The sequence below is a fragment of the Streptomyces sp. NPDC001270 genome, assembly GCF_042896695.1.
GTDB lineage: Bacteria > Actinomycetota > Actinomycetes > Streptomycetales > Streptomycetaceae > Streptomyces.
Genome location: NZ_JBIAXM010000021.1, coordinates 91,868 through 116,400, shown reverse-complemented (window position 1 = coordinate 116,400; position 24,533 = coordinate 91,868). Strand labels below are relative to the sequence as shown.

General features: G+C 73.7%; 16 protein-coding genes and 1 pseudogene. 5 read left to right on the top strand and 12 right to left on the bottom strand.

What is annotated here, in order from left to right; genetic code table 11:
• Positions 1-739: 739 nt before the first annotated feature.
• Positions 740-1,777 carry a rod shape-determining protein gene (locus tag ACFY2B_RS30615; protein WP_376531589.1) on the bottom strand — a complete coding sequence of 346 codons (1,038 nt, stop codon included), beginning with the start codon at positions 1,775-1,777 and terminating at the stop codon, positions 740-742.
• A 359-nt stretch (positions 1,778-2,136) separates the two neighbouring features.
• Complete coding sequence (locus ACFY2B_RS30610; protein ID WP_390766308.1) at positions 2,137-2,523, bottom strand: CU044_2847 family protein; 387 nt, start codon at positions 2,521-2,523, stop codon at positions 2,137-2,139.
• A 343-nt stretch (positions 2,524-2,866) separates the two neighbouring features.
• On the opposite strand from ACFY2B_RS30610, the gene ACFY2B_RS30605 reads away from it, so the two are divergent.
• Positions 2,867-6,517, top strand: a complete 3,651-nt coding sequence (locus ACFY2B_RS30605) for a S8 family serine peptidase (RefSeq protein ID WP_390766307.1) — start codon at positions 2,867-2,869, stop codon at positions 6,515-6,517.
• Position 6,518: 1 nt separating this feature from the next.
• Here the strand turns inward: ACFY2B_RS30605 and ACFY2B_RS30600 are convergent, their stop codons facing one another.
• The 3 genes and pseudogenes from ACFY2B_RS30600 to ACFY2B_RS30590 form a co-directional block, all read right to left on the bottom strand.
• Entirely contained in the window at positions 6,519-7,871 is a 1,353-nt protein-coding gene (locus tag ACFY2B_RS30600; protein WP_390766306.1) for a carboxyl transferase domain-containing protein, read from the bottom strand.
• Positions 7,864-9,312, bottom strand: coding sequence for an acyl-CoA synthetase (locus ACFY2B_RS30595; RefSeq protein WP_390766305.1), 1,449 nt, complete (start codon positions 9,310-9,312; stop codon positions 7,864-7,866). Before ACFY2B_RS30595 ends, ACFY2B_RS30600 begins: the two co-directional genes overlap by 8 nt.
• A gap of 396 nt (positions 9,313-9,708) precedes the next feature.
• A pseudogene (locus ACFY2B_RS30590) lies at positions 9,709-10,775 on the bottom strand (MerR family transcriptional regulator).
• Between the two features lie 145 nt (positions 10,776-10,920).
• Here ACFY2B_RS30590 and ACFY2B_RS30585 point away from each other — a divergent pair.
• Positions 10,921-11,793 carry a RimK family alpha-L-glutamate ligase gene (locus ACFY2B_RS30585; RefSeq protein ID WP_390766304.1) on the top strand — a complete coding sequence of 291 codons (873 nt, stop codon included), beginning with the start codon at positions 10,921-10,923 and terminating at the stop codon, positions 11,791-11,793.
• Between the two features lie 226 nt (positions 11,794-12,019).
• On the opposite strand, the gene ACFY2B_RS30580 is transcribed toward ACFY2B_RS30585, so the two are convergent.
• Positions 12,020-12,625, bottom strand: a complete 606-nt coding sequence (locus ACFY2B_RS30580) for a hypothetical protein (protein ID WP_390766303.1) — start codon at positions 12,623-12,625, stop codon at positions 12,020-12,022.
• A 129-nt stretch (positions 12,626-12,754) separates the two neighbouring features.
• On the opposite strand from ACFY2B_RS30580, the gene ACFY2B_RS30575 reads away from it, so the two are divergent.
• Both ACFY2B_RS30575 and ACFY2B_RS30570 read left to right on the top strand, forming a co-directional pair.
• Entirely contained in the window at positions 12,755-13,528 is a 774-nt protein-coding gene (locus tag ACFY2B_RS30575; RefSeq protein ID WP_390766302.1) for an IclR family transcriptional regulator, read from the top strand.
• Positions 13,525-14,370: an SMP-30/gluconolactonase/LRE family protein gene (locus tag ACFY2B_RS30570; RefSeq protein WP_390766301.1), complete on the top strand. Its 846-nt coding sequence runs from the start codon at positions 13,525-13,527 to the stop codon at positions 14,368-14,370. The genes ACFY2B_RS30575 and ACFY2B_RS30570 overlap by 4 nt, the downstream gene beginning before the upstream one ends.
• A 78-nt stretch (positions 14,371-14,448) precedes the next feature.
• Here ACFY2B_RS30570 and ACFY2B_RS30565 read toward each other — a convergent pair whose 3' ends face one another.
• The gene (locus ACFY2B_RS30565) at positions 14,449-17,448 is read right to left on the bottom strand and encodes a beta-galactosidase (RefSeq protein ID WP_390766300.1); all 3,000 of its coding nucleotides are present in this window, start codon (positions 17,446-17,448) and stop codon (positions 14,449-14,451) included.
• Between the two features lie 74 nt (positions 17,449-17,522).
• Here ACFY2B_RS30565 and ACFY2B_RS30560 point away from each other — a divergent pair, with 74 nt between their 5' ends.
• Entirely contained in the window at positions 17,523-17,981 is a 459-nt protein-coding gene (locus ACFY2B_RS30560) for an RrF2 family transcriptional regulator (protein ID WP_390766299.1), read from the top strand.
• A gap of 104 nt (positions 17,982-18,085) precedes the next feature.
• On the opposite strand, the gene mmsB is transcribed toward ACFY2B_RS30560, so the two are convergent.
• The 5 genes from mmsB to ACFY2B_RS30535 form a co-directional block, all read right to left on the bottom strand.
• The gene (gene mmsB, locus ACFY2B_RS30555; protein ID WP_390766298.1) at positions 18,086-19,330 is read right to left on the bottom strand and encodes a multiple monosaccharide ABC transporter permease; all 1,245 of its coding nucleotides are present in this window, start codon (positions 19,328-19,330) and stop codon (positions 18,086-18,088) included.
• Complete coding sequence (mmsA, locus tag ACFY2B_RS30550) at positions 19,327-20,931, bottom strand: multiple monosaccharide ABC transporter ATP-binding protein (RefSeq protein WP_390766297.1); 1,605 nt, start codon at positions 20,929-20,931, stop codon at positions 19,327-19,329. Before mmsA ends, mmsB begins: the two co-directional genes overlap by 4 nt.
• A 39-nt stretch (positions 20,932-20,970) precedes the next feature.
• Positions 20,971-22,077 carry a multiple monosaccharide ABC transporter substrate-binding protein gene (gene chvE / locus ACFY2B_RS30545; RefSeq protein ID WP_390766296.1) on the bottom strand — a complete coding sequence of 369 codons (1,107 nt, stop codon included), beginning with the start codon at positions 22,075-22,077 and terminating at the stop codon, positions 20,971-20,973.
• Positions 22,078-22,281: 204 nt separating this feature from the next.
• Positions 22,282-23,259 (bottom strand): hypothetical protein, encoded by a 978-nt coding sequence (locus ACFY2B_RS30540; RefSeq protein WP_390766295.1) that lies wholly within the window; start codon positions 23,257-23,259, stop codon positions 22,282-22,284.
• Positions 23,260-23,474: 215 nt separating this feature from the next.
• A complete protein-coding gene (locus tag ACFY2B_RS30535; RefSeq protein WP_390766351.1) occupies positions 23,475-24,479 on the bottom strand; it encodes a zinc-binding dehydrogenase in 1,005 nt (334 codons plus the stop codon).
• Positions 24,480-24,533 lie beyond the last annotated feature (54 nt).

Below are 24,533 nucleotides of genomic sequence, written 5' to 3'. Positions count from 1 at the left end.
CTGGCGGCGACTGGCGGCAGCCGGCAGCCGGCAGCCGCTGGCGGCGGCTTCGCGTCGGTCGGCTCGGCTCGGGGCCGGGGACCGGTGGGGCGGGGTTGGATCACCTGCGTCCGCGCGTGGTGCTTTCGGGCGTGCTGTCTCCGCGCGTGGTGTGTCCGTGCGTGGTGACGGGGTCGGTCAGCCGCCTTCGGGCGTGGGGTCGGGGTTCGTGGTGCGCCCACCTCGCTCGCCTCCGGGGCCGGAAAACGGCCGGGGCCCAACTCCCCCCGGACCCCGCGCCGCTGCTGCCGGGCCGGACCTCGCACGACGGTCCGTCGGGTCAAGTGGCCGGTCGCGGCGGCTTGTCGGGCGGGTCGGAAGGCGCGGGCGCGGCCGTCCGGCCGGAGCGGCCGTCCGGGGTGGCCGGTCGTGCTGCTGTGGTCCCAGTGACCGAACTTCCGTTTTCGTGCGGGCTCGTGGGCTTCGGCACGGCCCGAGCCGGGCAGGACGATCAGGACGAGACACCGCGCAGCATGAGGAGGGCGCCATGGACCGCCGGATCCGGGTTCGTGTCAGCCGTCGGCCCGCCGCCCCCCGCGGGCAGGAGATCGACCGCAGGACCCCTTCGGGGCGCATCCTGCCGTACTGACGGGTGTTCTGAGAGAAGGTCCCGAGGAAGGGGGCCGTCGGTCGTCCGGCGGCTGGCCGTGGTGCGGCGGTCGGTCGTGGTGCGCTGGGCGGCCCTGATGCGGCGGCCGGTTCAGGCGGCCAGGGGGTCCAGGATCAGTGGTTCGATCTTGCCCTCCAGCATGGCGCCGATGCCCTGGACGGCACACACGTCGGGCCGTTCGGCGATGTTCACCGGCATCCCGGTCGCGTCCCGCAGCATCTTGTCGAGGCCGGGGAGCAGCGCCGAACCGCCGACCATCACGATCCCCACGTCGACCAGGTCGGCGACCAGGTCGGGCGGGCAGCCCCGGAGCACCTTGCCGATGCCGTCGAGCACGGCGGTCAGCGGGGTCTGGATGGCGTCGCGCACGGCGGCGGTGTCGACCCGCACGCTGCGCGCGAGGCCGGTGGCCACGTCCCGGCCGTGGATCTCGGTCGACTCCGGGCCGTGCGGGGTGAGGCCGTTGCCGGACAGGGCCAGTTGCAGGGGTCGTACCGACTGGCTGGGCAGCATCAACTCGTGTTGGAGCCGCAGGTGTTGCACGATCGCGTTGTCGACCGCCTCGCCGCCGACCGGGATCCGCTCGGCGGTGACGATCGAGCCGAGCGAGAGGACGGCGACCTGGGTGGCGGCGGCTCCGCACACGACGATCATCGTGCCCTGCGGGCGCTCGACGGGCAGCCCGCAGCCCACGGCCGCCGCGATCAGCGTGTCCACCAGTTCGACCCGCCGGGCGCCGAGACCGACGAGCGTCTCGACCGTCGCCCGCTGGGCCAGTGGATCGGCGTCGTGCGGGGTGCAGGCGGCTGCGCGCAGCCGGGTCTTGCGGCGCAGGGCCCGGCGGATCTTGTCGCCGAGCAGGTGGCGCAGCATCCGCTGGGCCATCTCGATGTCGACGACGGTGCCGCCGGAGACCGGCCGTACGACGCGGATGTAGCTGGGGGTGCGGCCCGTCATCTTCTCCGCCAGTTCGCCCACGGCGATGAGCGCGCCGTTGCGGGTGTTCACGGCGGCCGCGGACGGCTGGTCGACCACGAGGCCGGCGCCCTTGACGTAGACGCGGGTACGGGCCGCGCCCAGGTCGACGGCGAAGTGGCAGCGGCGCAACTGCTCCAGGCTGACGGTCACGGCAGATCCTCCTGGGTGCGCAGGCCGTGGCGGTGCCGCCGGACGGCGGGCCTCTTACGTATCCTCTGCGGCCGATCGGACCGATGCCTTCTGGAGGGGGCCGGGCGGGGCACCGCTGAATGGGGGGTCCGGCGGATCTGACGGGCGCGTCGCGTCGCGCCGGGCGGACATTCCGTGGTCAGCAGGCGGTCGGTGGGTTTCGCGGCTGCCGCGGCTGTCGCGGCTGTCGCGGGTTGCGTGGGGCTCGTGGGTTTCGTGGGTTCGGCCCGTTCGGCGGGACCGGTTCGGGTCGGTCCGGGCCGGTCCGGCTGAGCCGCGGGTCCGGCCGGGCGCTTGTGGCGCGGCCTGCCGGGCGCCGGTCACGGTTCCGTCCGGCCGGGCTCCGGCTCCGGCGTCGGCTCCGGCTCCGGCGCGGTGGGCGGCGTCCGGTCGGCCGACCAGTTCAGGCGGACGACCAGTTGCCCCTCCGCCGTCCCCTTGGCGATGATCGCCCCGGCCTCCGCGGTGAGCTTCACCCCGAACTCCAGCTCCACGGAGTCGGGCCGCAGCGCGCCGTCCCGGAAGATCCGCAGCGCGGACTGGGCCGCGGCGCGCACGCCGGTCAGGGCCTGCTCGAAGCTGCGGGCGGCGGTGGCCGCGGGGCCGTCACCGCGGGCCACGAGCCGGGTCCCGGGCGGACCGGCGTCGTTGGTCTCCACGACGACCACCGCACCGTCCTCGGTCTCGAACTCCACCAGCCTGGCCATACCGACCGCCGCCCCCCGGATTCCCGTCCCGTGCCGGACTCCCTGTGCCGGACTCCCTGTGCCGGACTCCCCGTGCAGGGTCCTCCGTACCGGCATCCTCGTGCAGGATCCTCCGCACTGGCATCCCCGTACGGCTTCATTGTCGTGGACGGCGCGCGGGGCGTCCCCGGTTCGGCCCGGCGGGTGCCGCCAATGGCGGGAACCTGCCAGGGCAGATTTCCGTCGGCACCCGTCAATACCCCGGTGACACAAGCCCCGTGAGACTCTTCACAGCACTCGGCACGCACGTACGACACCCGTAGCGCACGGACGACTCGACGCACGCGAACGAGAAGAGGCGTGGATGACCAGAGGACCAGTCGGACGCGGTGCCACCCTGCTGTCCGCCGGGCTCGTGATCGCCCTGTCGGCGACGGCCCCGGCGGGCGCACGGCAGGCCGCCGACGCGGACCGGCACGCCCCGGACGCCGCCCCGGCCGCGCACGCCGCCACCGCCGCGAACACCGTCACCCTCGTCACCGGCGACCGGGTCACCGTCACCGACCTCGGCCAGGGGAAGAAGACGGTGACCGTGGAGCGGCCGGCGGGGGCCACCGGGGCGGTGCGGACCCAGTCGAGCGACGGCGACATCAGCGTCGTACCGGACGAGGCCGTGCCCTATCTGCGCACGCGCGCCCTGGACCGGCGGCTGTTCGACGTCAGCGGGCTGATCCGGCAGGGGCTCACCGACTCCGGTACCGGCGCGCTGCCGCTGATCATCACCTACGACGAGGGCGCGCGGATCGCCACGCCCCACGGCGCCGAGCGGACCCGGAACCTGGCGAGCCTGCGCGGCGCCGCCGTCCGGGCCGACAAGGGACGGACCTTCTGGCGGGCGTTCACCGCGCAGGACGGGATCGACAAGGTCTGGCTGGACGGGCGCGTCACGGCCGACCTGGCCGAGAGCAACGCCCAGATCGGCACGTCGGCGGCCTGGGACACCGGGCTGACCGGCCAGGGCGTCACCGTCGCCGTCCTCGACTCCGGGGTCGACCCGGACCACCCCGACCTCAAGGACCGGATCACCACCGGCAAGAGCTTCGTCGAGGGCGAGGACGTCGCCGACCGCAACGGCCACGGCACCCACGTCACCTCCACCGTCGGCGGCACCGGGGCCGCCTCGGACGGCCGGGAGAAGGGCGTCGCCCCGGGCGCCGGCCTCGCCGTCGGCAAGGTGCTCGACGACCAGGGCTCGGGCAGCGAGTCCCAGATCATCGCCGGTATGGAGTGGGCGGCCCGGGACGTGCACGCCAGGATCGTCTCGATGAGCCTCGGCTCCACCGAGCCCAGCGACGGCACCGACCCGATGGCCCAGGCCCTCGACGCCCTGTCGAAGGAGACGGGGACGCTGTTCGTCGTCGCGGCCGGAAACACCGGGACGCCCTCGTCCATCGGCTCGCCCGGCGCCGCCGACGCGGCCCTGACCGTCGGCGCGGTCGACTCCGCCGACCAGACCGCCTACTTCACCAGCGCCGGCCCCCGCTACGGCGACAACGCCCTCAAGCCCGACATCTCGGCGCCCGGCGTCGACATCCTCGCCGCCCGCTCCGGGCTCGCCCCCGGCAGCGGCTCCTACACCTCCATGAGCGGTACGTCGATGGCGGTCCCGCACGTCACCGGGGTGGCCGCGCTGCTCGCCCAGGAGCACGCCGACTGGAGCGGCGCGCGGTTGAAGGACGCGCTGATGTCGACGTCCCGGCAACTCGACGCGTCCGCCTACGTACTGGGCGCGGGCCGGCTGAGCGTGCCCGACGCGGTGGCGGCCGGGGTGACCGCCACCGGCAGCGCCGACCTCGGCTTCTACCGCTGGCCCTACCCGGCGGACAAGCCCGTTACCAGGACCGTCACCTACGCCAACTCGTCGGACCGTGAAGCAGAGTTGAAGCTCTCCGTGCGCGGTGCGCCGGACGGTGTCGTCTCCCTCGCCGACAGCACGCTCACCGTCCCCGCGCACGGCACCGCGTCCACCACCGTGACCGGCGACGGCGCGGGCGCTCCGGTCGGCACCACCAGCGGGCAGATCACGGCCGTCGACGCCACCGGCGACACGGTCGCGCACACCGTGTTCGGGCTGGTCAAGGAGGGCGAGCGGTACACGCTCACCGTGCACGTCAAGGACCGGGACGGCGGGCCCGCCGCCGCCGACCTCACCGTGCGGCGGCTCGCCGAGGGCACCGACGCGGTACCGGTCCGGGTCGGCGCCTCGGGCACCCTGGAGCTGCGGCTCCAGCCGGGCACGTACGCCCTGACCTCCTTCCTGGACGTGCGCGGCAGCCACGGCGCCGACTCGCTCGGCCTCGGCTTCCTCGCCGCCCCCGAGATCACCCTGGACCGGGACCGGGACGTCACCCTGGACGGGCGGACGCTGCGCGAGCTGCGGACCGAGGTCCCCGACCGCACCGAGACCCGCCAGCTGACCATGGAGTACGACCGGCAGGCGGACGGCGCCGACCTGTTCGGCGCGGTCCAGGTGCCGCTGACGTACGACAGCGTCTTCGCCGCGCCCACCGCACCGGTCACCCGGGGAAGCTTCGAGTACCGGACGGTGTGGCGGCTCGCCCGGCCGTCGCTCGACGTCAAGGGGCTCGGGGAGGCCACCGTCCAGTCGGGCGGCACCCTGATCGAGGGCCGCAGCAGGCTGCCGCTGGTGGACGTCGGCGACGGTCCGGTCACCGGGGAGCGCGGGGTGGCGGGCAAGGCCGTGCTCGCCCGGCTCGCCGACGGCGGAGACCCGGCCGCGCTCGCCTGCGCCGCGCAGGACGCGGGCGCCGAGGCGCTGTTCGTCACCGACGACCTGCCCGGCCGGCTGATGGCCTGGTGGGGCACGGACGACAACGCCGACCGGCCGCTGCAGATCGCCACGGTGAACGCCGCGGACGCCGCGAAACTGCGCGCGGCCGGCCGCGTCGACATGACGGGCACCCGCAACTCGCCCTACGTGTACGACCTTTCGGAGGGCCACCGGGGTGCCGTCCCGGACCGGGACCTGACCTACGCGCCGTCCGGGCGCGGGCTCGCCACGCTGGACGTGAGGTTCCACGCCGTACAGCCGGGCGACGGCGGCGAGTTCCGGTACTCGATCACCGACGCCTTCCCCATCGGCCTCGGCTTCCAGGAGCGCGTCGACCTGCCCGCCGAACGGACCGACCACGTCTCCACCGGTCCCGGGCAGCAGTGGCACGAGTCGGTGACCGCCGCCGGCGGCGCGCTGGAGGAACGCGGCGGACTGGTCAGCTACCCGGGCGGGTCCCGGACCGCGCTGAACTGGTTCCGCCCGGTGTGGCACCCGTGGCTGGGCACCGGGCTCGGCTTCGGGCAGCAGCGGTCCGGCGGCCGGCTCCAGTTCAACACCCCCGGGTGGGGCGACTCCGGACCGGACCACACCGGTTTCGGCGACGTGTGGAGCGACGGCTCCGGAATGACCCAGGAGACCGCGGTGTACCTGGACGGCGCCGAGGTGGACCGGCGGCAGGGCTCCGCCGCCTACGTGACGGACGCGCCCGCCGACGAGCACACGTACAAGGTCGTCACCGACACCGCCCTGGACGCCGGGCGCTGGGGGCGGGCCACCCGGGGCCACGCCGAGTGGACCTTCAGGTCGGCGGCCACCCCCGAGGACCGCTGGACCGGCCTCCCGCTGATCAACCTCTCCTTCGACGTCGGCACCGATCTCGCGGGCCGGGTGGCCGGCGGCCGGGTGCCGGTGCGGCTGGGCGCCGCGTACGTGGCGGGCGCGGCCGGCACCGGCAGGCTCGGCGGCGGCACGCTCGACGTGTCGTACGACGACGGCACGACCTGGCGGCCGGTCGCGCTCACCGCCGGCCCGGGGGCCGCCCGGCACGGGACACTGACCGTGCCCCGTGACGCCGTCCATGTCTCCCTGCGCGCCACGGCCCGCGACGACCAGGGCGGATCGGTGACCCAGGAGATCGTCCGGGCGGTGGCCGTGAAGTAGCTCAGGGCCCGGGGTGGTCCGCGGCGGTGACGACGCCGCGGACCACGCCCAGCTCCACCAGATCCTGCGGCCGGATGCGCAACTGGTCCGCGGTCGCCTCGGCCTCCTCGGGCGGGCGCTTGAGTATGGCCGCGGCGAGTTCGGGGGCGATCACCGAGAAGTAACTGTCCGGCGTGGCCCAGGTGTTGCCGGGCGCGGCCAGCGCGAGCGCCCCGCCGGAGCCGCCCTCGCCGATGACCAGCGTGGTGATCGGCACCCGGGCGGCGGCCACCGCCGCGAACACCTCGGCGATCGCGGCGCCGGCCCCCTGCCGTTCCGCTTCCGCGTCGTTGGCCGCGCCCGGCGTGTCCACCAGCGTCAGCACCGGTATGCCGAGCCGGTCCGCGAGCCGGATCAGCCGGGCCGCGGTGCGGTACCCGGCGGGCCGGGTCGCCACCCCCGTCTGCGCCGCGTACGCCACGCCGCGGCCGTCCCGCTCGCCGAACCCGCACAGCATGCCCCCGGGATCCGCACCGCCCGCGCGGTCGCCGCCGAGAGCGACCCGGTGGGCGAAGTACGCGTCCAGGTAGGCGTGGGCGCGGGGGCGTCCGGGGGCGCGGGCACCGCCGACCGCCGCCCACCCGGTGGCCGGGAGGCCGGCGCGGCCCAGGGCGCGGGGTGCGGGGGCCTGCGGCGCGGGCGTGGTGAGCAGCCGCAGCCAGCGCCCCAGCGTCTCCCGCAGCTCCTCGGGCCGTACCACCGCGTCCGCCGAACCCGCCGCCACCTGCGCCTCGGCCGTGTACGCGGACGGATCCGCGTCCGGGGGCCGGACCCGGGACCCCGCGAAGCCCACCTGGGCGCCCGGCAGCGCGAGGACCACGTCGGCCCCGGCGCCCAGGGTGGCCCAGCCGCCGCCGGTCGTCGGGTCCCGCAGGACCGCCAGCTGCGGCAGACCGGCCGCCCGGGTGAGCGCGGACTCCCGGGCCACCCGCTGGAGCTGGGCCAGCGCGACCATGCCCTCCTGCATCCGGCTGCCGCCGGTGGCGATCAGCGGCACGACCGGCAGCCGGTGCGCACGGGCGTGCCGGTACGCCGACTCCAGGCGGTCACCGGTGCGCTCGCCCAGGGAGCCGCCGAGGAAGCCGAACTCGAACGCGATCAGTACGGCCCGGGTGCCCCCGACGTCCGCCGTGCCGCAGACGACGGACTCGTCCTCGCCGGTGCGCGCGGCGGCGCGGGCGCGCGAGGCGTCGTAGCCGGGCCAGCCGAGCGGTCCGTCGGCCGGTGCGTGCCGGGTGCCGTGGGGCAGCTCACGGAAGGTGTCCTCGTCCGTGACCAGCGCCAGCACCTCCCGCGCCGACGGCCGCTCAGACATCGGCCGACAGCGCCCGCTTCATGATCTTGCCCATGTCGTTGCGGGGCAGCGCGTCGAGGTAGCGGACCACGCGCGGCCGTTTGTGCGGGGCCAGCCGGGCGGCCACGTGGTCGGCCAACTCCTCGGCGGCGGGCGGCGACTGCGCCTCCGCCGGGACGATCCAGGCGACGATCCGCTCGCCCAGGTCCACGTCCGGTTCCCCGGTGACCGCCGCCTCCCGCACCCCCGGGTGCTCCAGCAGCGCGTTCTCGATCTCGCCCGCCCCGATCTTGTAACCCCCGCTCTTGATCAGGTCGGTGGCCTTGCGCCCCACGATCCGGACGTAGCCGTCCGGCTCCCGCACCGCCATGTCGCCGGTGCGGAACCAGCCGTCGGCGGTGAAGGCGGCGGCCGTCGCGTCGGGCCGGTTCAGGTACTCGGTGAACAGGTTCGGGCCGCGCACCTGGATCTCGCCGACGGTCTCCCCGTCGTACGCGGAAAGGACGGTGCCGTCCTCCTCCGCCAGCCGCAGCTCCACGCCCGGCAGCGGCACCCCGACCGTGCCCGCGCGGGCCTCCCCGTCGGCCCGCACGCTGGTGTTCATCAGGGTCTCGGTCATCCCGTACCGCTCGATCACCCGGCGCCCGGTCGTGGCCGCGATCCGCTCGTGGTCGTGCACCGGCAGCGCGGCCGAGCCGGAGACCAGCAGCCGGGCGCGGCCCAGTGCCTTGGCGAGACCGGGATCCTCGGGCAGGGCCTCGGCGATGCGGTGGTACATGGTCGGCACGCCGAACAGCATGGTCGCGCCGTCGTTCAGCTCCCGGGCCACGCCCTCGGTGCTGAACCGTCCCAGGTGCCGCACCGAGCCGCCGCGGCGCAGCGGGCCGAGGACGCCCAGCACGAGCCCGTGCACATGGAACAGGGGCAGTCCGTGCACCAGCACGTCGTCCGCGGTCCACTGCCAGGCGTCGGCCAGCGCGTCCAGGGTGGTGGCGAGCGCGCGGCGGGGCAGCACCGCGCCCTTGGGCGGGCCGGTGGTGCCTGAGGTGTAGACGATCAGCGCGGGGTCCTCCGCCGTGGCGTGGTCCTCGGGGACGTCGCCGCCGCCGTGCGCGTCCACGTCGATCCGGGTCAGGCCGTCCAGGGGCGCCGGGAGCCGGGCACCGGGCGCGGCCAGCACCAGGGAGGGGGAGCTGTCGGAGAGGATGTGGCCGAGTTCCCGCTCCCCGGACTTCGGGTTCAGCGGTACGGCGGCCACCCCGGCGAGCAGGGCGCCCGGCACCGCGACGGCCGTCTCCAGCTCCGGGGTCGCCCACACGGCCACCCGGCCCGCGCCGCGGACCCGGGCGGCCACGGCGCCCGCGGCGGCCCCCAACTCGGCATACGTCAGCGAGCGCGCGCCGAACCGCAGGGCGACCCGCTCGCCCGGACGGTCCGCCAGGGCCGGAAAGAGGGAGGACACGAGACGCACTCCTTAGCCGTCGGGGAGCACCGGCACGGCGCTCCGGACCCACCTGTTCTCCCGACGGTAGAGGATCAGGCCGACGGCGGTGGGGCGACGGCGCGGGATCCGGTCGGATCGGCGGACGCGGAGGCACGCGGCCCGGCAGGCGGGGAGTCCGCTTGCCAGGCCCGCCCTCCACGGGTCTGGCCGCCTGGCGGGGAGTCCGCTTGCCAGGTCCGCCCTCCACGGGTCTGGCCGCCTGGCGGGGAGTCCGCTTGCCAGGCCCGCCCTCCACGGGTCTGGCCGCCTGGCGGGGAGTCCGCTTGCCAGGCCCGCCCTCCACGGGTCTGGCCGCCCGGCGGGGAGCCCGCTCACCCGGTCCGCCGCTCGCCAAGCCCGCCGGCCGGCGCAGGATCAGGCCGCCGTCTCCGCCTCTGCCACGTCGGCGACGACGCAGCTGACGTTGTCCGGGCCGCCCGTGGCGTTCGCCTCGGTGATCAGGGCGCGGACCGCCGCGTCCGGGGCGGGCGCCGCGGCCAGCAGGTGCGCGATCCGGCCGTCCGGTACGACCCCGGTCAGGCCGTCGGAGCACAGCAGGTACCGGTCCCCGGGCAGCGCGTCGTGCAGCTTCAGGTCCGGGTCCGCACTCCCACCGGTACCGAGCGCCTTCAGGAGCAGGGCACGCTGCGGGTGGGCGGTGGCCTCCTCGGGGGTCAGCCGGCCCTCGTCGATCATCGACTGGACCACGGTGTGGTCGTGGGTGATCCGGAACAGGCCGCCGTCGCGCAGCAGATAGGCACGCGGTCCCCGATGTGCACCAGGGCCAGCCGCGAGCCCGTCAGCAGCAGCGCGGTCAGCGTGGTACCGGCCTCCGGTGCCCCGGCGGCCACGTCCTCGACGGCCCGGCGCGCGCCGTCGACGGCGTCCTCCAGCAGGTTCAGGACGCTGCCCGCGGGCAGCTCCGTGCTCTCCAGGAACTTCAGCGCCTCCACGGCGGCGCTGCTCGCGCGCGCCCCGGCGGGCCCGCACCCGTCGGCCACGGCGAGCAGCCGGGCGCCCGCGTACGCCGTGTCCTGGTTGGCGGGCCGCACCCGCCCGATGTCGGAATGGGCGGAATAACGCAGTTCCAGCATGATGGTGTCCTTCCTCGACGCTGCGGTCAGGTGGTCGACGAGGAACGCGGCGAGGTCCCGCCGTACGGCTGTCTCCGCCTCCACCCGCGCCCAGTGGGCGCGGATCTCCCGGGCGGCCTCGGCCGGTGCCAGCGCGCAGACCTCACGGATGCCGGCGAGCGGCATGCCCAGGCGGCGCAGCCACGCCACCAGCCGTGCCTGTTCCAACTGCCCGACGGCGTAGTACCGGTAGCCGGTGTGCGGATCGACCCGCGCGGGGCGCAGCAGCGCCAGTTCGTCGTACAGGCGCAGCGCCTTCGGCGAGAGCCGGCTGGCCTTCGCGAAGGCACCGATCGTCAGCATCTCCATGCTCCACCCCCGGTACGTGCTCCTCGTCGTCCCGCCATCGATGCTGTGGCTTCACCGAGGGGGAAGGTCAAACCCGTTGCCATGGTTGCGGTCGCGGCGGTTAGCCTGCGGTTCGTCAGCAGCCCGTACGCCGAGGGAGCCCGCCGTGCCCCGCATCGCACTCGTCACCTACGACCCCGGGACCGAGCCGAACCGGGACCGCGACCTGCCGCTCCTGATACGGGCGCTGACGGACGCGGGGGCCGAGGCCGCCGCCGTGCACTGGGACGACCCCGGTGTCGACTGGAGCGCCTTCGACCTCGCCGTCATCCGCTCCACCTGGGACTACAGCTGGCGAGCCGCGGAGTTCGTGGCGTGGGCGGAGCGGACCGGGAAGGCGACCCGGCTGGCCAATCCGGCCGCCGTCGTGCGCTGGAACAGCGACAAGCGGTATCTGGGGGACCTCGCGGCGGCCGGGGTGCCCGTCGTGCCGACCCGCTACCTCGCGCCCGGGGATCCCGCCGTGCTCCCCGACGACCACGAGTTCGTCGTGAAGCCGACCTTCGGCGCGGGCGCCCGGTACGTCGCCCGGTACGCGCCCGGCGAGCGTGCGACGGCCCTGCGGCAGCTGGCCCGGATGCACGAGGAGGGGCTGACCGCGATCGTGCAGCCCTACGTCCGCGGCATCGACGTCGGCGGCGAGCGCGCCCTCCAGTTCTTCGCGGGCCGACTGCTGCACGCCAGCCGCAAGCGGGCCGTCCTGTCGCCCGGCACGGCGTACGACGCGCAGAAGGTGGCCCATCCCGACCTGGAGCCGTGGACGCCGACACCGGCCGAACTCGCCGTAGCCGGGCGCGCGCTGGCCGCCGTGCCGGACACGCCGGAGCTGCTGTACGCGCGCGTGGACCTCGTCGACGGCGACGACGGCGAACCCCGAGTGATGGAACTGGAACTGGTCGAGCCGAACCTCTTCCTCTTCCTGCACCCGGCATCACTGCCGGAGGTGGCGACGGCGATGGTCGCGGCGGCGGCCGGCTGAACACCGCCGACGTTGCGGTGGGCGCCCCCACAGGGGCGCGGGGAACTGCGCGCCCAGCCACAACGCACCCACACCCGACTTACGACCTTGTCGGGGTTGCCCCCGGCTGACTACTGCCGGACGGTTGCGGCAACGCCCCACAGGGGCGCGGGGAACTGCGCGCCCAGCCACAACACACCCGCACCCGACCTACGACCCCGTCACGCCCCCACGACGGCAGTCCCCGTCACTCCCCCACGACGGCAGTCCTCTGCAACAACCCCCACGTGAACTCGGCGACGACCTCGTGCCGTACGCCGCCCGCGTCGGGGGCCGCGAAGGCGAGGCCCCAGCGGGTCGGCGCCGTGCCCTCCAGGGGGCGGACCGGGGCGAAGGCGCGGGCCGCCTCGTCCACCGTGCACGACCAGGGGATGAGGTCGTCGAGGACAGCGAGGCGCGGCGCGGCGGCGCCCGGCGCGCGGACCAGCCACTCGTTCCAGACCGCGCCGGTGGCCGCGACCAGCACCTCGAAGCGCAGGTCGGGCCAGAGCGGGACCGGCCACCGCCACACCGCGCACTCCAGGTCGCCGACGGTCCGCTTGCCCTCCGACTCCGGCGCGCCGAGCACCGAGCGGTACCGGCCGGCCGCCGCGCGCGGTCTGGGGGAGCGGACCATCGCCTGCCAGCGCTTGTTGGCCTCCCGCATGTCCGCGATCGACACGCCCAGCTCGTGCCGTGCGTCCTCGACCAGACCGGGGTTGTGGTCGGCCATCCGGCGCAACAGCACCAGTTGGAAGTCGAGCGGGGTGAAGGGGGCGGTGGGACGCTTGGCGGAGGACGGCATGGGAACCATCGTCGCTCACCGGCCGGGTACACACCCGTTGCCGGGGCAACTCCCCATGACTAGCCTTTGTTCGTCATGTCGATCGCCTGTTGAAATCTCGAACGAACGCGGGCGCTGATCAAGGGAGGGGGCCGGAGGATGGGACGCCTCGTACCCGCCGTGACCCGGGCTCTCGACATACTGGAGCTCTTCCTCGACGGGGACGGGACGCTCTCCGCCCCCGACATCGTGCGCAGGCTCGGACTGCCGCGCACCACCGTGCACGAGCTGGTCACCACGCTCGCCGCCCGCCAGTACATCGTGCCCGTACCCGGACAGCCCGGACAGTACCGGCTCGGGGTGCGTCCCTACCAGCTCGGCAGCCACTACGCCGAGCGGCTCGACCTCGCCGCCGAGGGCCAGCAGGTCGCCCGCGCGGTCGCCGAGACCTGCGACGAGACCGTGCACGTGGCGATCCTCGACGGCACGGACGTCATCTACATCGCCAAGGTCGACTCCACGCACGCGGTGCGCATGGTGTCCGCGGCCGGCCGCAGACTGCCCGCCCACTGCACCTCGGTCGGCAAGATGCTGCTGGCCTCGCTGCCCCAGCCGGAGCTGGCCGCGCGCATTCCGGACGGGGCCGAACTGGTCGCCATGACCCCCGACAGCATCACGGATCCCGGCGCGCTGCGCGAGGCACTGGCGGCGATCCGGGAACGCGGCGTCGCGGTGGAGAACCGCGAGTCCAATCCGGACGTCAGCTGTGTCGCGGCCCCGGTCCGCGACCGCACCGGCCAGGTGGTCGCCGCGCTGTCCATCTCCGTACCCATGATCCGCTGGAGCGACGAGCGGCTGGCCGAACTGGCGCAGCTGGCCGCCGAGGGCGCGGTTGAACTGTCGGAGCGCCTGGGTCACCGGAGGGCGGCATGACGGGGTACGAGGTGGCGGTGCGGGCCGAGGCGACGCTCGGCGAGGGACCGACGTGGGACGCGGCGACGGGCCGCCTGATCTGGATCGACATCCTCGGCATGCGGGTCCACGGCTACGATCCCGCCTCCGGCCGCCGTACGGTCCGCACGACGGAGCAGCACGTCGGCGCCGTGAAGCCGCGCGCGGGCGGCGGCCTGGTGCTGAACCTCCGGGACGGGATCGGCCTGCTGGACCCGGACGGCGCCTTCCGCTGGCTGCACCACGAGCCGGTGCCCGGCCGCCGCGGGAACGACGCCGCGGTGGCGCCCGACGGCGCGCTGTGGGCGGGCACGATGCGCTACGACGGGGCGCCGGGCGGCGGCACGCTGTCCCGGGTCACCGGCACGGGTGCGGTCCGCACGGTCCTGCCGTCCGTCGCGGTGAGCAACGGCACGGGCTGGAGCCCCGACGGGCGCCTGATGTACTACGTCGACACCCCCACCCGGCGGATCGACGTCTTCGACTTCGACGGTGAACAGGCCACGGACCGGCGTCCGTTGGCCGAGGTCGAGGAGGGCGCCGGATTCCCCGACGGGCTGGCCGTCGACGCCGACGGCTGTGTGTGGGTGGCCCTGTGGGACGGCGCGGCGGTACGCCGCTACACGCCCGACGGCGCGCTGGACCGCGTCCTCCCCCTGCCCACGGCCCGTCCGACGGCCTGTGCCTTCGGCGGCGCGGACCTGACCGACCTGTACGTCACGACGGCCCGCACCGGACTGGAGCGACCGCACCCGCTGTCCGGGTCACTGCTGGTGTTCCCGGCCGCGGGCAAGGGCCTTCCGCAGCCGGCGTTCGCGGGGTAGCGACGGCCGGTGACCCCGGTGACCCCGGTGACCCCGGTGACCCTGGTGACCCTGGTGACCCCGGTGACCCCGGTGACCTCAGCGGCCCGGTGAGGCCACCGGAGTCACCGGCACTCCTCCGGCCGCGCGGCCGAGCAGCGCCAGCCGCACCTCGCCCGGTCCCGAGTCCGTGGTGCCGTCGGACAGGACGGCCAGGGCCAGGCTGTTGCTGCCGCGCGTGTTCAGGATGCCGCCCGGCAGCACGAACGTGTGCTGCGGGCCGACGTCGTTGATGTACTGGCCCAGGTTCCAGCCGTTCAGGAAGATCTGCACGCGGTAGGCGCGGGCCGGGTCGTCCTGGAGGACCAGCCCGGCCGAGGCGTCCAGGTCGCCGGGGACCGACAGCCGGAACGTCGTCCGGTACCAGGTCACGCCCTGCTTCCGGCCGGTGTGCGGCAGGTCGGCCCGTTGCCAGCCGCCGTCCGCGAACCCGGGCAGGTGCCAGCCCTCCCGCTCCCCGTACAGCCCGCCGTGGTTCATCGGCCCGCGCACCGGGTCCGGCGCGAGCGCGCCCTGGACGCGCCACCGCACCGTGGGCGCGGCCCCCTCGAAGGCGGCCCCGGTCAGCCCGCGGGCCGCCTTGTGGGTGTCCTGGGCCCTGCCGTCCATGTCGTGCTGCATGCGGCGGACCAGCACGGACAGCACATGCCCGCCGGGCGCCGCCAGCTTCTCGCGCAGCCGCTCGGCCCGTTTTCCGGGCAGTGCGGACAGGTCGAGCACCGCCGTGTCCGTCCAGGTCCCCTTGCGGGCCGTGCCGGCGTCCGGCACCGGCATCCGGTGCACGCCCAGCGGCTCACCGTCCAGCCAGGCCATGAGCATGCCCTGGGTGCCGGTGCTGTAGGAGAGGGACACGGACTCCAGTCCGTCCGCGCCGTCGAAGTGCCCCCGGTACCAGACGTCGCCGTAGTGGAAGCCGTAGTCGTCCGCGAACAGCACCGGCTGCCCGGCCGGCACCGGCGTCGTGCTGTGCGAGGACCGCTTGTCGGCCACCTGCCACGCCGAGTCGTCGAACCCCGGCGCGGCCTCGGGGTTCTCCGCCTTCCGCCGCCAGCCGCCCAGCTCGGGCAGCGCGATGTCCGGTACCGCCGGCAGCAGCGCCTCGGCCATCAGGCTGCCGGACCGGGTGACGCGCGTGCGCACCGGCCGGCCGTTCCACGCCACGGTGGCCACCCCGCGCGGCCCCCACACCTCCAGGCCGCTCTCCTCGACCGTGTCGCCGGTCAGCCGCACCGCGGAGCCGTCGAGCGTGACCTCGCGCAGCAGCTCGGGGCCGTAGACCAGCACCGTCCCGGACGGGGTGTCGTACGGGCACAGCCGTACGGACGTCGCGTCGTCGGCGAACAGGAGCAGCAGCGGCGTGTCGCTCTCGCCGCCCTCGACCAGCACCCGGGTGAGCCCGCCGGCGCCGAGCGGCACGGACACGTGCAGGGCACCCTGGGTGTACGCCCAGGCGCCGTCCGGGTCCAGCCGGTTGACGACCGGTTCGCTCGGGCAGTCCAGCACGAGGTGCGCCATCTCGCCGCCCCGGCCGGTGAACAGCGCGATGTCCTGCCGCCCGGTGTTCAGCCGGAACACGGGCTGCGCGGTGCTGGACCGCAGGGTCCGATTGCCCAGGGAGAGTCCGGTGGCCAGCAGCCGGGCGTCGCGGGCCGGGACGGTGACCTCCAGGCCGCCCGCCGCGGTCGGCACGGTCGAGGTGACCTCCTCGGTCCCGTCGTTGCGCACCACGTACACATGGGCCTCGGTGTCCGGGTTGGTGAGGTGGTAGACCTTCAGGCCCTTCGCCCTGACGTCCGCCGCCCGGTCCAGCTTGGCGAAGTCGGGGACCCGCCCGAGGAGATGGCCGAGCTGGTGCATCGGGACGATCTTGCCCGTGACGTTGCGGGCCTCGTCGATGGCCGCCCCGTAGTCGTACGAGGTGTAGACCGCCGGTGCGGGCAGCCAGCCCCAGGAGGTGCCGCCGAAGGTCATGTAGACGTTGTGCAGGGTCAGGCCGTTGGCCAGGTTGGTGAGGTGGAAGCGGCGCTCGTAGGACTCGTCCCGGGTCCGCCGGGACTCGGCGTACCCCTTGCCGTCGAAGGTGACCCCGCCCCACGGGTCGAACCAGCCGCCGCCGAACTCCGGCACGAAACCCGGCGTGTGCGGACTCGCGGAGGCGCCCCCGGTGGGCCCGCCGGTGCCGTAGCGTCCCCAGTCCGGCGGGGTACGGTCCGGCGCCGGGTACCCGTCGAAGCCGTACAGCCAGCGGCCCCGCTCCCCGCCGGTGTCGAACGAACCGGGGACCCAGGCGCCGTCGCGGCCCTTGTCGTTGTGGAAGAGGGGTACGTCGATGCCGTCCGCCCGCACCTTCCGGTACAGGTGGGACATGTAGGCACGGCCGGCCGGCTCGCCCACGTGGGCGTCGTACTCGTTCTCGATCTGGTACAGCAGGACCGTGCCGCCGCCGTCCGTGAACTGGTGCCGGCGGGCGATCCGGTTCACGGCCGTGAACCACGCGTCGACGTGCGACAGGTAGACCGGATCGTCGGTGCGCGCCACGCCCTCGGTGACCGTGAGCCAGCCGGGGAAGCCGCCGCCGTCGACCTCCGCGTTGATGTAGGGGCCGGGGCGCAGGATGACGTACAGGCCGGTCTCGGCGGCCGTGCGCAGGAACAGGTCCAGATCGCGGACGCCGCCGAAGTCGTGGTGCCCGGGGGCGGCGGAGTGGTAGTTCCAGGCGACGTAGACGCTGACGGTGTTGAAGCCGTGCGCCCGCATCTTCTGGAGGACGTCGCGCCACAGGGACGGGCTCGGCAGCCGGAACGGGTGCATCTCGCCGGACCACACCACGAGCCGCCTGCCGTCCACGAGCAGGGAGTAGCGGTCGTAGCCGATGGTGTGCCGGCGGCGGTCGGCGCTCGGCGGGGCCGGCGCGGGCCCGGTCGGTACGCTGCGTGCCGCGTACGCCGAAAGCGCCCCCGGGCCACCGCTGCCGCCCAGGGCCAGGCCGAGCGCGGCGGAGCCTGCGAGGGCACCGAAAGTACGTCTGCTGAGTGCCAAGGGGTTCCTCCCGGGCGATCCTACGGGGCGCGGGTCAGGCCATTCTCCATGGCCGTACGCCCCACAATGGATCCATGAGGATCTCGGCACGGGCGGATTACGCGGTACGGGCGGTGCTGGAGTTGGCCGCACGGCAGGGTAACGGCCCGGTGAAGGCAGAGGAAATCGCCTCTGTACAGGACATCCCCCACAAGTTCCTGGAGGGCATCCTCGGCGACCTGCGACGCGCCGGGATCGTGGCCAGCCGGCGTGGCGGGGGCGGCGGCTACCGGCTGGCCGGTCCTGCGGCACAGACCACGGTCGCGGACGTCATCCGGGCCGTGGACGGCCCCATCGTCTCGGTGCGGGGCGAACGCCCGTCGGGCCTCACCTACACCGGCACCGCCGAGCCCCTGCTGCCCCTGTGGATCGCCCTGCGCGCGAACGTCCGCAAGATCCTGGAGGGCGTCACCCTGGCCGACCTCGCCGCGGCCGAACTCCCCGCACCGGTGCGCCGGCTGGCGGCGGACCCGGCGGCCTGGGAGAACCCGTGACCCGGCCGGGTGGTGACGCGGCTCGGTGACGGGCCGGCCCGGCCGCGGCGGCGGGACCCGCCGCCGCGGCCCCCGCGACGACCGTGCGACCGCTCACGCCCGGCTCACGAACCGGACCTGCGCTTGTTCCACACGTCGAAGCCGACCGCCGCGAGCAGGGCGAGGCCCTTGATGACCTGCTGCCAGTCGGTGCCGACGCTCAGCAGGTTCATGCCGTTGTTCAGCACGCCGAGGACCAGACCGCCGATGATCGCGCCGAGCACGGTGCCGACACCGCCGCTCATGGACGCGCCGCCGATGAACGACGAGGCGATGGCCTCCAGCTCGAAGTTCAGGCCCGCCTTCGGCGAGGCCGCGTTCAGCCGGGCGGCGACCACCAGACCCGCCAGCGCCGCGAGCACGCCCATGTTCAGGAAGACGTGGAAGGTGACCCTCCTGTCCTTGACCCCGGACAGCTTCGCCGCCGGCAGGTTGCCGCCGATCGCGTAGATGTGGCGGCCGAAGACGGCGTTGCGCATCACGTAGCCGTAGCCGACCACCAGCACCCCGAGGACGATCAGGATGATCGGGGCGCCCTGGTAGCTGGCGAGCAGCAGGGTGACCGCGAGGATCGCCGCGGCGATCGCGACCAGCTTCAGCAGGAACGCGTTGCGCGGCAGCACGGCGAGCGAGAACTCCTGCTGACGCCCTCGGTCCCGGACCTCCTGGAAGACCACGAAGGCCAGCAGCGCGAGGCCCAGCAGCAGGGTGAGGTTGTGGTAGTCGGTGTCCGGGCCGACCTCCGGCAGGAAGCCGTTGCCGAGCTTCTGGAGTCCGTCCGGGAACGGGCCGAGGGTCTGGCCCTTCAGGAAGATCTCCGTCAGACCGCGGAACAGCAGCATGCCCGCCAGGGTCACGATGAACGACGGTATGCCGAGATACGCGATCAGGAAGCCCTGCACCGAACCGGCCACCGCGCCCACCAGCAGACACAGCACCAGGGCGACCGGCCAGGCCACGCCGTGCTGCACGGTGAGCACGGCCGCGAACGCGCCCACGAACGCGGTCAGCGAGCCGACCGACAGGTCGATGTGGCCCGCGATGATCACCAGCATCATGCCGATGGCGAGGATCAGGATGTAGCTGTTCTGGAGCACCAGGTTGGAGACGTTGCGCGGCAGCAGCAGGTCGCCGCCGGTCCACACCTGGAACAGGACCACGATCAGGCCGAGCGCGATCAGCATGCCGTACTGCCGCAGGTTGCGGCGCAGGCCGTTCAGCATCAGCCGGAGCAGGCCGCCCCCGGCGGCGTCCCCGCCCCTGCCGGGCGGCGCCGGGGCCGGGAGCTTGTCGGTCATATCCGTGCTCATCGGGTCACCTCTCCGTCCGGGGTGTCCTTCGCCTTCCGGTCTTCGTCCGGGGTGTCCTTGTCCGGGGTGTCCTTCGTCATCCGGCGCATCAGCACTTCCTGCGTGGCCTCGGCCCGCGCCACCTCACCGGTGAGCCGCCCGGCGGCCATGGTGTAGATGCGGTCGCACATGCCGAGCAGTTCGGGCAGTTCGGAGGAGATGAGGACGACCGCCCTGCCCTCGGCGGCGAGCCGGTCGACGACCGTGTAGATCTCGTACTTGGCGCCCACGTCGATGCCGCGCGTGGGCTCGTCCAGGATCAGTACGTCCGGGCCCGCGAAGATCCACTTGCTGAGGACGACCTTCTGCTGGTTGCCGCCGGACAGCTTGCCGACCGGTTCGAAGACGGTCGGCGCCTTGATGTTCATGGACGCGCGGAAGCCCTCGGCGACCTGCCGTTCCGCGTGCTCGTCGACCACGCCCCGCCGCGCGACCTTGTCCAGCGCCGCCAGCGAGATGTTCCGGTTGATGGTGTCGATGAGGTGGAGGCCGTAGTGCTTGCGGTCCTCGGTGACGTAGGCGATGCCGTGCCGGACCGCCTCGGCGACCGTCCTGGTACGGATCTCCTCGCCGTCCTTGCGGACCGTGCCGCCCGCGTACCGGCCGTAGGAGCGCCCGAAGACGCTCATCGCCAGTTCGGTGCGGCCCGCGCCCATCAGCCCGGCGATGCCGACGATCTCCCCGCGCCGCACGAGGATCGACACGTCGTCGACCACCTTGCGCTGCTGGTCGATCGGGTGGCGCACGGTCCAGCCGCGGATCTCCAGCGCCGGTGCCGCGCCCGGTGCGCCCGCGTACGGGGTGCGGTCGGGGAAGCGGTGGTCGAGGTCGCGGCCGACCATGCCGGAGATGATCCGGTCCTCGGTGGTCTCCGGGGCCTTCACGTCGAGGGTCTCGACGGACCGGCCGTCGCGCAGGATCGTCACCGAGTCGGCGACCCGGCGGATCTCGCCCAGCTTGTGGGAGATGATGATCGAGGTGATGCCCTGGTTCTTCAGCTCCAGGATGAGATCGAGGAGTGTGCCGCTGTCCTCGTCGTTCAGCGCCGCCGTCGGCTCGTCCAGGATGAGCAGCTTCACCTGCTTCGAGAGCGCCTTGGCGATCTCCACGAGCTGCTGCTTGCCCACGCCGATGTCGGAGATCCGGGTCTCGGGGTGGTCGCTCAGGCCGACCCGGCGCAGCACCTCGGTGGCGTGCCGCAGGGTCTCCCGCCAGTCGACGAACCCGCGCGAGGCGTGTTCGTTGCCGAGGAAGATGTTCTCGGCCAGGGACAGGAACGGCACCAGCGCCAGCTCCTGATGGATGATCACGATGCCGCGCCGCTCGCTGGCCCGGATGTCCCTGAAGGCGCACACCTCGCCTTCGAAGAGGATCTCGCCCCCGTAACTGCCGTGCGGATGAACGCCGGAGAGCACCTTCATCAGGGTGGACTTCCCGGCGCCGTTCTCACCGCAGAGGGCGTGGACCTCGCCCCGGCGGACGGTCAGCGTGACGTCCGACAGCGCCGTGACACCGGGGAAGGTCTTGACGATCGAGCGCATTTCCAGGACGGGTCCCGCCATGGTCGTGCCCTTTCGGTCCGTGGGTGAACGGCGTGCGGACTACTTGAGCTCGCCCGCCGTGTAGTAGCCGGTGTCGATGAGTTCCTTCGTGTAGTTGGTCTTGTCGACGCTCACCGGCTGAAGCAGGTAGGCGGGCACCACCTTGGTGCCGTTGTCGTACGTCTTGACGTCGTTGACCTGGGGCTTCTTGCCGTTCAGCACGTCGTCGACCATGGTCGCGGCGACCTTGGCCAGCTCCCGGGTGTCCTTGTAGACGGTCTGCGTCTGCTCGCCCGCGATGATCGACTTCACCGACGCCAGCTCGGCGTCCTGGCCGGTGATGACCGGCAGCGGCTTGCCGGCGGAGCCGTAACCGTCGGACTTCAGCGCGGAGATGACGCCGATGGAGATGCCGTCGTAGGGGGAGAGCACCGCGTCGACCCGGCCGCTCTTGTAGGCGGAGGTGAGGACGTCCTCCATGCGCTTCTGCGCGGTGGTGCCGTCCCAGCGCAGCGTGGTCACCTGGGTGAGTTCGGTCTGGCCGGACCTGACGACGAGCTTCTTGCCGTCGATGTACGGCTGGAGCACGCTCATCGCGCCGTTGAAGAAGTACTTGGTGTTGTTGTCGTCGTTCGACCCGGCGAACAACTCGATGGTGAACGGGCCCTTGCCGTCCTTCAGGCCGAGCTTGTCCACGATGAAGGCGGCCTGGAGCTCGCCGACCTTGGTGTTGTCGAAGGACGCGTAGTAGTCGACGTTCCGCGTGCCGAGGATCAGCCGGTCGTAGGAGATGACCGGGATCTTGGCGTCCGCGGCCTGCTGGAGCACGTTGTTCAGCGACTTGTTGTCGATGGCTGCGATGATCAGGCCCTTGACGCCCTGTGTGATCAGGTTCTCGATCTGCGAGACCTGCTGGTCGGGGTCGTCCTCGCCGTAGACCAGCTTGGTCCGGTAGCCCTTGGCCTTGAGGTTCTTGACGACGTTGGCGCCGTCGGCGATCCAGCGTTCGGAGGACTTGGTGGGCATGGCGATGCCGATGGTGCCGCCCTTGGAGCTGCCCTTGTCCTCCTTGCTGCCGCCCTCGCTGTTCTGCCCGCAGGCGGACAGGGCGAGGGCGAGGGAGGCGGCCCCGGCCACGGCGGCGAGGGCGCTGCTGCGAGTACGCATGGTGATCGTCCCTGTTCTTCTCTTCGGTGAGATGGATCGAGCGAGGTCGGTGGAGCACCCCGAAGGGGCACGGGGAACCGGGGGTTCCTCCTGTTCGAGCGGGGCCGAGGACTTGGGGGAGCGACCAGCCGCGACGGACCCGCAGCCGCCTTCCGCCTTCCGCCTTCCGCCTTCTGACATCCGGCTTCCGTCATCTGTCATCTGTCATCCAGTGGCACCTTCGACGGGGAACCGGTGCAAAGGCCCCGGCAGCCGGGAGCCGAGCGGCGCCATGCCGCCGTCCGCGCCGTGCCGGGCGAGCAGGTCGAGGGCGAGCCGGCCGCGCCGCACCCGCTCCCGGGCGGTGTCCAGGGTCAGGTCCCGCAGGTGGGCGCCCGCTGGGTAGATGCCGGGTGCCCTGGACAGGCCGAACTTCAGATAGAGCGGTGCACCGCGCCGGATCAGCTCGGCGACCTCGTACATCCGCACATAGCCGCCGAGGTCGTCGGGCGCCTCGATGTACATGTCCATCGGCGCGGCGGACACCCGGCGGATCTCGGTGAGGTGGTCGAGTGTCAGGTCGCTGGGCACGTTGACGGAGTCGGCGCCCAGCCGCTCGACGACCGCGTACGACGCCGGGTTCACCGGCCCGATCAGCGCGGACACCTTGAGCGTGGTGTCGGCGGGGATGATCCGGGCGGTGCGCGCCCGGTGCAGCGTCCACAGCACGCCCTCGTCGGCGACCAGCAGGCACTTGACGCCCAGTTCGGTGGCCCGGACGGCGTCCTCGACACAGCCGGCGACCGCGTCGTGGCCGCGGGCGCGCAGCCCCGCGCCGCGCGAGTCGGAGCGCACCGAGCCGCCGATGTCCCAGGTGCCGCGCGGGCCGGTGAACAGGCAGAGTTCGATCCCGCGTTCGGCGGTGGCCCCGACCATCTCGGTGATCTCGGCATCGGTCAGCATCCACACGCCGCTGCCCTGGCTGATGCGGTGGACCGGTACGTCGAGCCGCGCGGCCTCCCTGAGGACGACCGCCAGCGCCTCGGGACCCTCGCACGAGGGGATCTCGGTGCGCCAGCGACCGCCGCCCGGGAAGCCGTGGGCGGAGGCGTCGGCGGGATCGAGGGCGGGCGCGCCCAGGCCGAGCGCGGCGAGCGCGTGCTCACCGGGCCTGCGGGCCGCCGTGGCGGAAGCGTCGGTCACAAGCTGTCCTTAGTGTTCGGTATGTCGGACGGTGTTCGCGGCTCAGGGTGCGGGCAGGCCCGGGGGAAGGGCCGAGGGACGGGCCGAGGGGAGGGCTGGGGGGACGGGCCGGGTGTACGGCGGCCTCGGCGTCGTCCGGTCGTGCCGGGACCGGCGGACGGCCGGGGTCCTTCTGGTGGATCTCCGCGACGCCGAGGAGATCCGCCAGCAGGGCCCTAGGGGCGGAGCAGCACCTTGCCGACCTGCGGATCGCCGGCCCCCACCAACTCGATGGCCTGCGCGAACCCGGACAGCGGCAGCTCGTGCGTGACCAGCGGCAGCGGGTCGAGCAGCCCGGCCCCGAACATCCGCACCGTGTGCGCCCAGGCGTCCGGCGGCGCCCCGAAGACGGTGTGCACCGCCAACTGCCGCACCACCAGGCCGGTCGGGTCGAGGCCGTCGGCCCCCGGCGCCGGGATACCGGTCAGGACCAGGCGCCCGCCGCGTCTGAGCAGCGCGGCGGCGGTGCGCGCGGCCGACGCGGACCCGGCGGCCTCCACGACGACGTCGAAGTCATCGGGGAGACCTTCGTCCGTCGTGCGGAAGGCGGTGGCGCCGAACCGCCGGGCCGGCGGTTCCCGGTCCCGCTCCGTGCCGACCACCAGCAGCTCCGCGGGCGAGACCGCCCGCAGGAACTGCACGGCGAACATCCCGAGCGTGCCCGTGCCGACCACCGCGACCCGCTCGCCCGGCCGGGCGCCGCCCTTGGCCGCGGCGGCGGCCACGCAGGCGGCCGGTTCCAGGAGCGCCGCCGCGGTCAGGTCGGCCGCGTCCGGCAGGACGTGCAGCAGCCGGGCCGGCAGGGTGAGGGTGGCCGCCATGGCCCCGGGCCGGGTGAAGCCGGTCTCCTCGTAGCCCGCGGTGCACAGGGTGGTCTCGCCCGCGTGGCAGCGGTCGCACACCTGGCAGTTGCGGAAGCCCTCGCCGACGACCTTGCGGCCCGTCAGCGCCGCGGGTACTCCGGCGCCCACCGCCCGTACGGTCCCGGACCACTCGTGGCCGGGCGTCAGCGGGTAACGGACGTACCCCTCGGGCCGGTTGCCCTGGTACAGCTCCCGGTCGCTGCCGCAGATGCCCACCGCGTGCACGGCGACCAGCGCCTCCCCGGGTCCGGGCGCGCGGGGCGTGTGCTCCTCGATCCGGTGCTCGCCCGGCGCGGCGACGACGACCTGCGCGCTCACTTCACGCCCTTCGGTCCGAGTGCTCACTTCATGCCCTTCGGCCCGCGCACATGC

Excerpts from the sequence above, each read along its gene's own strand:
- ACFY2B_RS30610 (WP_390766308.1), bottom strand. The coding sequence starts at position 2,523 with ATGGCCAGGCTGGTGGAGTTCGAGACCGAGGACGGTGCGGTGGTCGTC.
- ACFY2B_RS30605 (WP_390766307.1), top strand. The coding sequence starts at position 2,867 with ATGACCAGAGGACCAGTCGGACGCGGTGCCACCCTGCTGTCCGCCGGG.
- ACFY2B_RS30600 (WP_390766306.1), bottom strand. The coding sequence starts at position 7,871 with ATGTCTGAGCGGCCGTCGGCGCGGGAGGTGCTGGCGCTGGTCACGGAC.
- ACFY2B_RS30580 (WP_390766303.1), bottom strand. The coding sequence starts at position 12,625 with ATGGTTCCCATGCCGTCCTCCGCCAAGCGTCCCACCGCCCCCTTCACC.
- ACFY2B_RS30575 (WP_390766302.1), top strand. The coding sequence starts at position 12,755 with ATGGGACGCCTCGTACCCGCCGTGACCCGGGCTCTCGACATACTGGAG.
- ACFY2B_RS30570 (WP_390766301.1), top strand. The coding sequence starts at position 13,525 with ATGACGGGGTACGAGGTGGCGGTGCGGGCCGAGGCGACGCTCGGCGAG.
- ACFY2B_RS30560 (WP_390766299.1), top strand. The coding sequence starts at position 17,523 with ATGAGGATCTCGGCACGGGCGGATTACGCGGTACGGGCGGTGCTGGAG.
- mmsB (WP_390766298.1), bottom strand. The coding sequence starts at position 19,330 with ATGAGCACGGATATGACCGACAAGCTCCCGGCCCCGGCGCCGCCCGGC.
- mmsA (WP_390766297.1), bottom strand. The coding sequence starts at position 20,931 with ATGGCGGGACCCGTCCTGGAAATGCGCTCGATCGTCAAGACCTTCCCC.
- chvE (WP_390766296.1), bottom strand. The coding sequence starts at position 22,077 with ATGCGTACTCGCAGCAGCGCCCTCGCCGCCGTGGCCGGGGCCGCCTCC.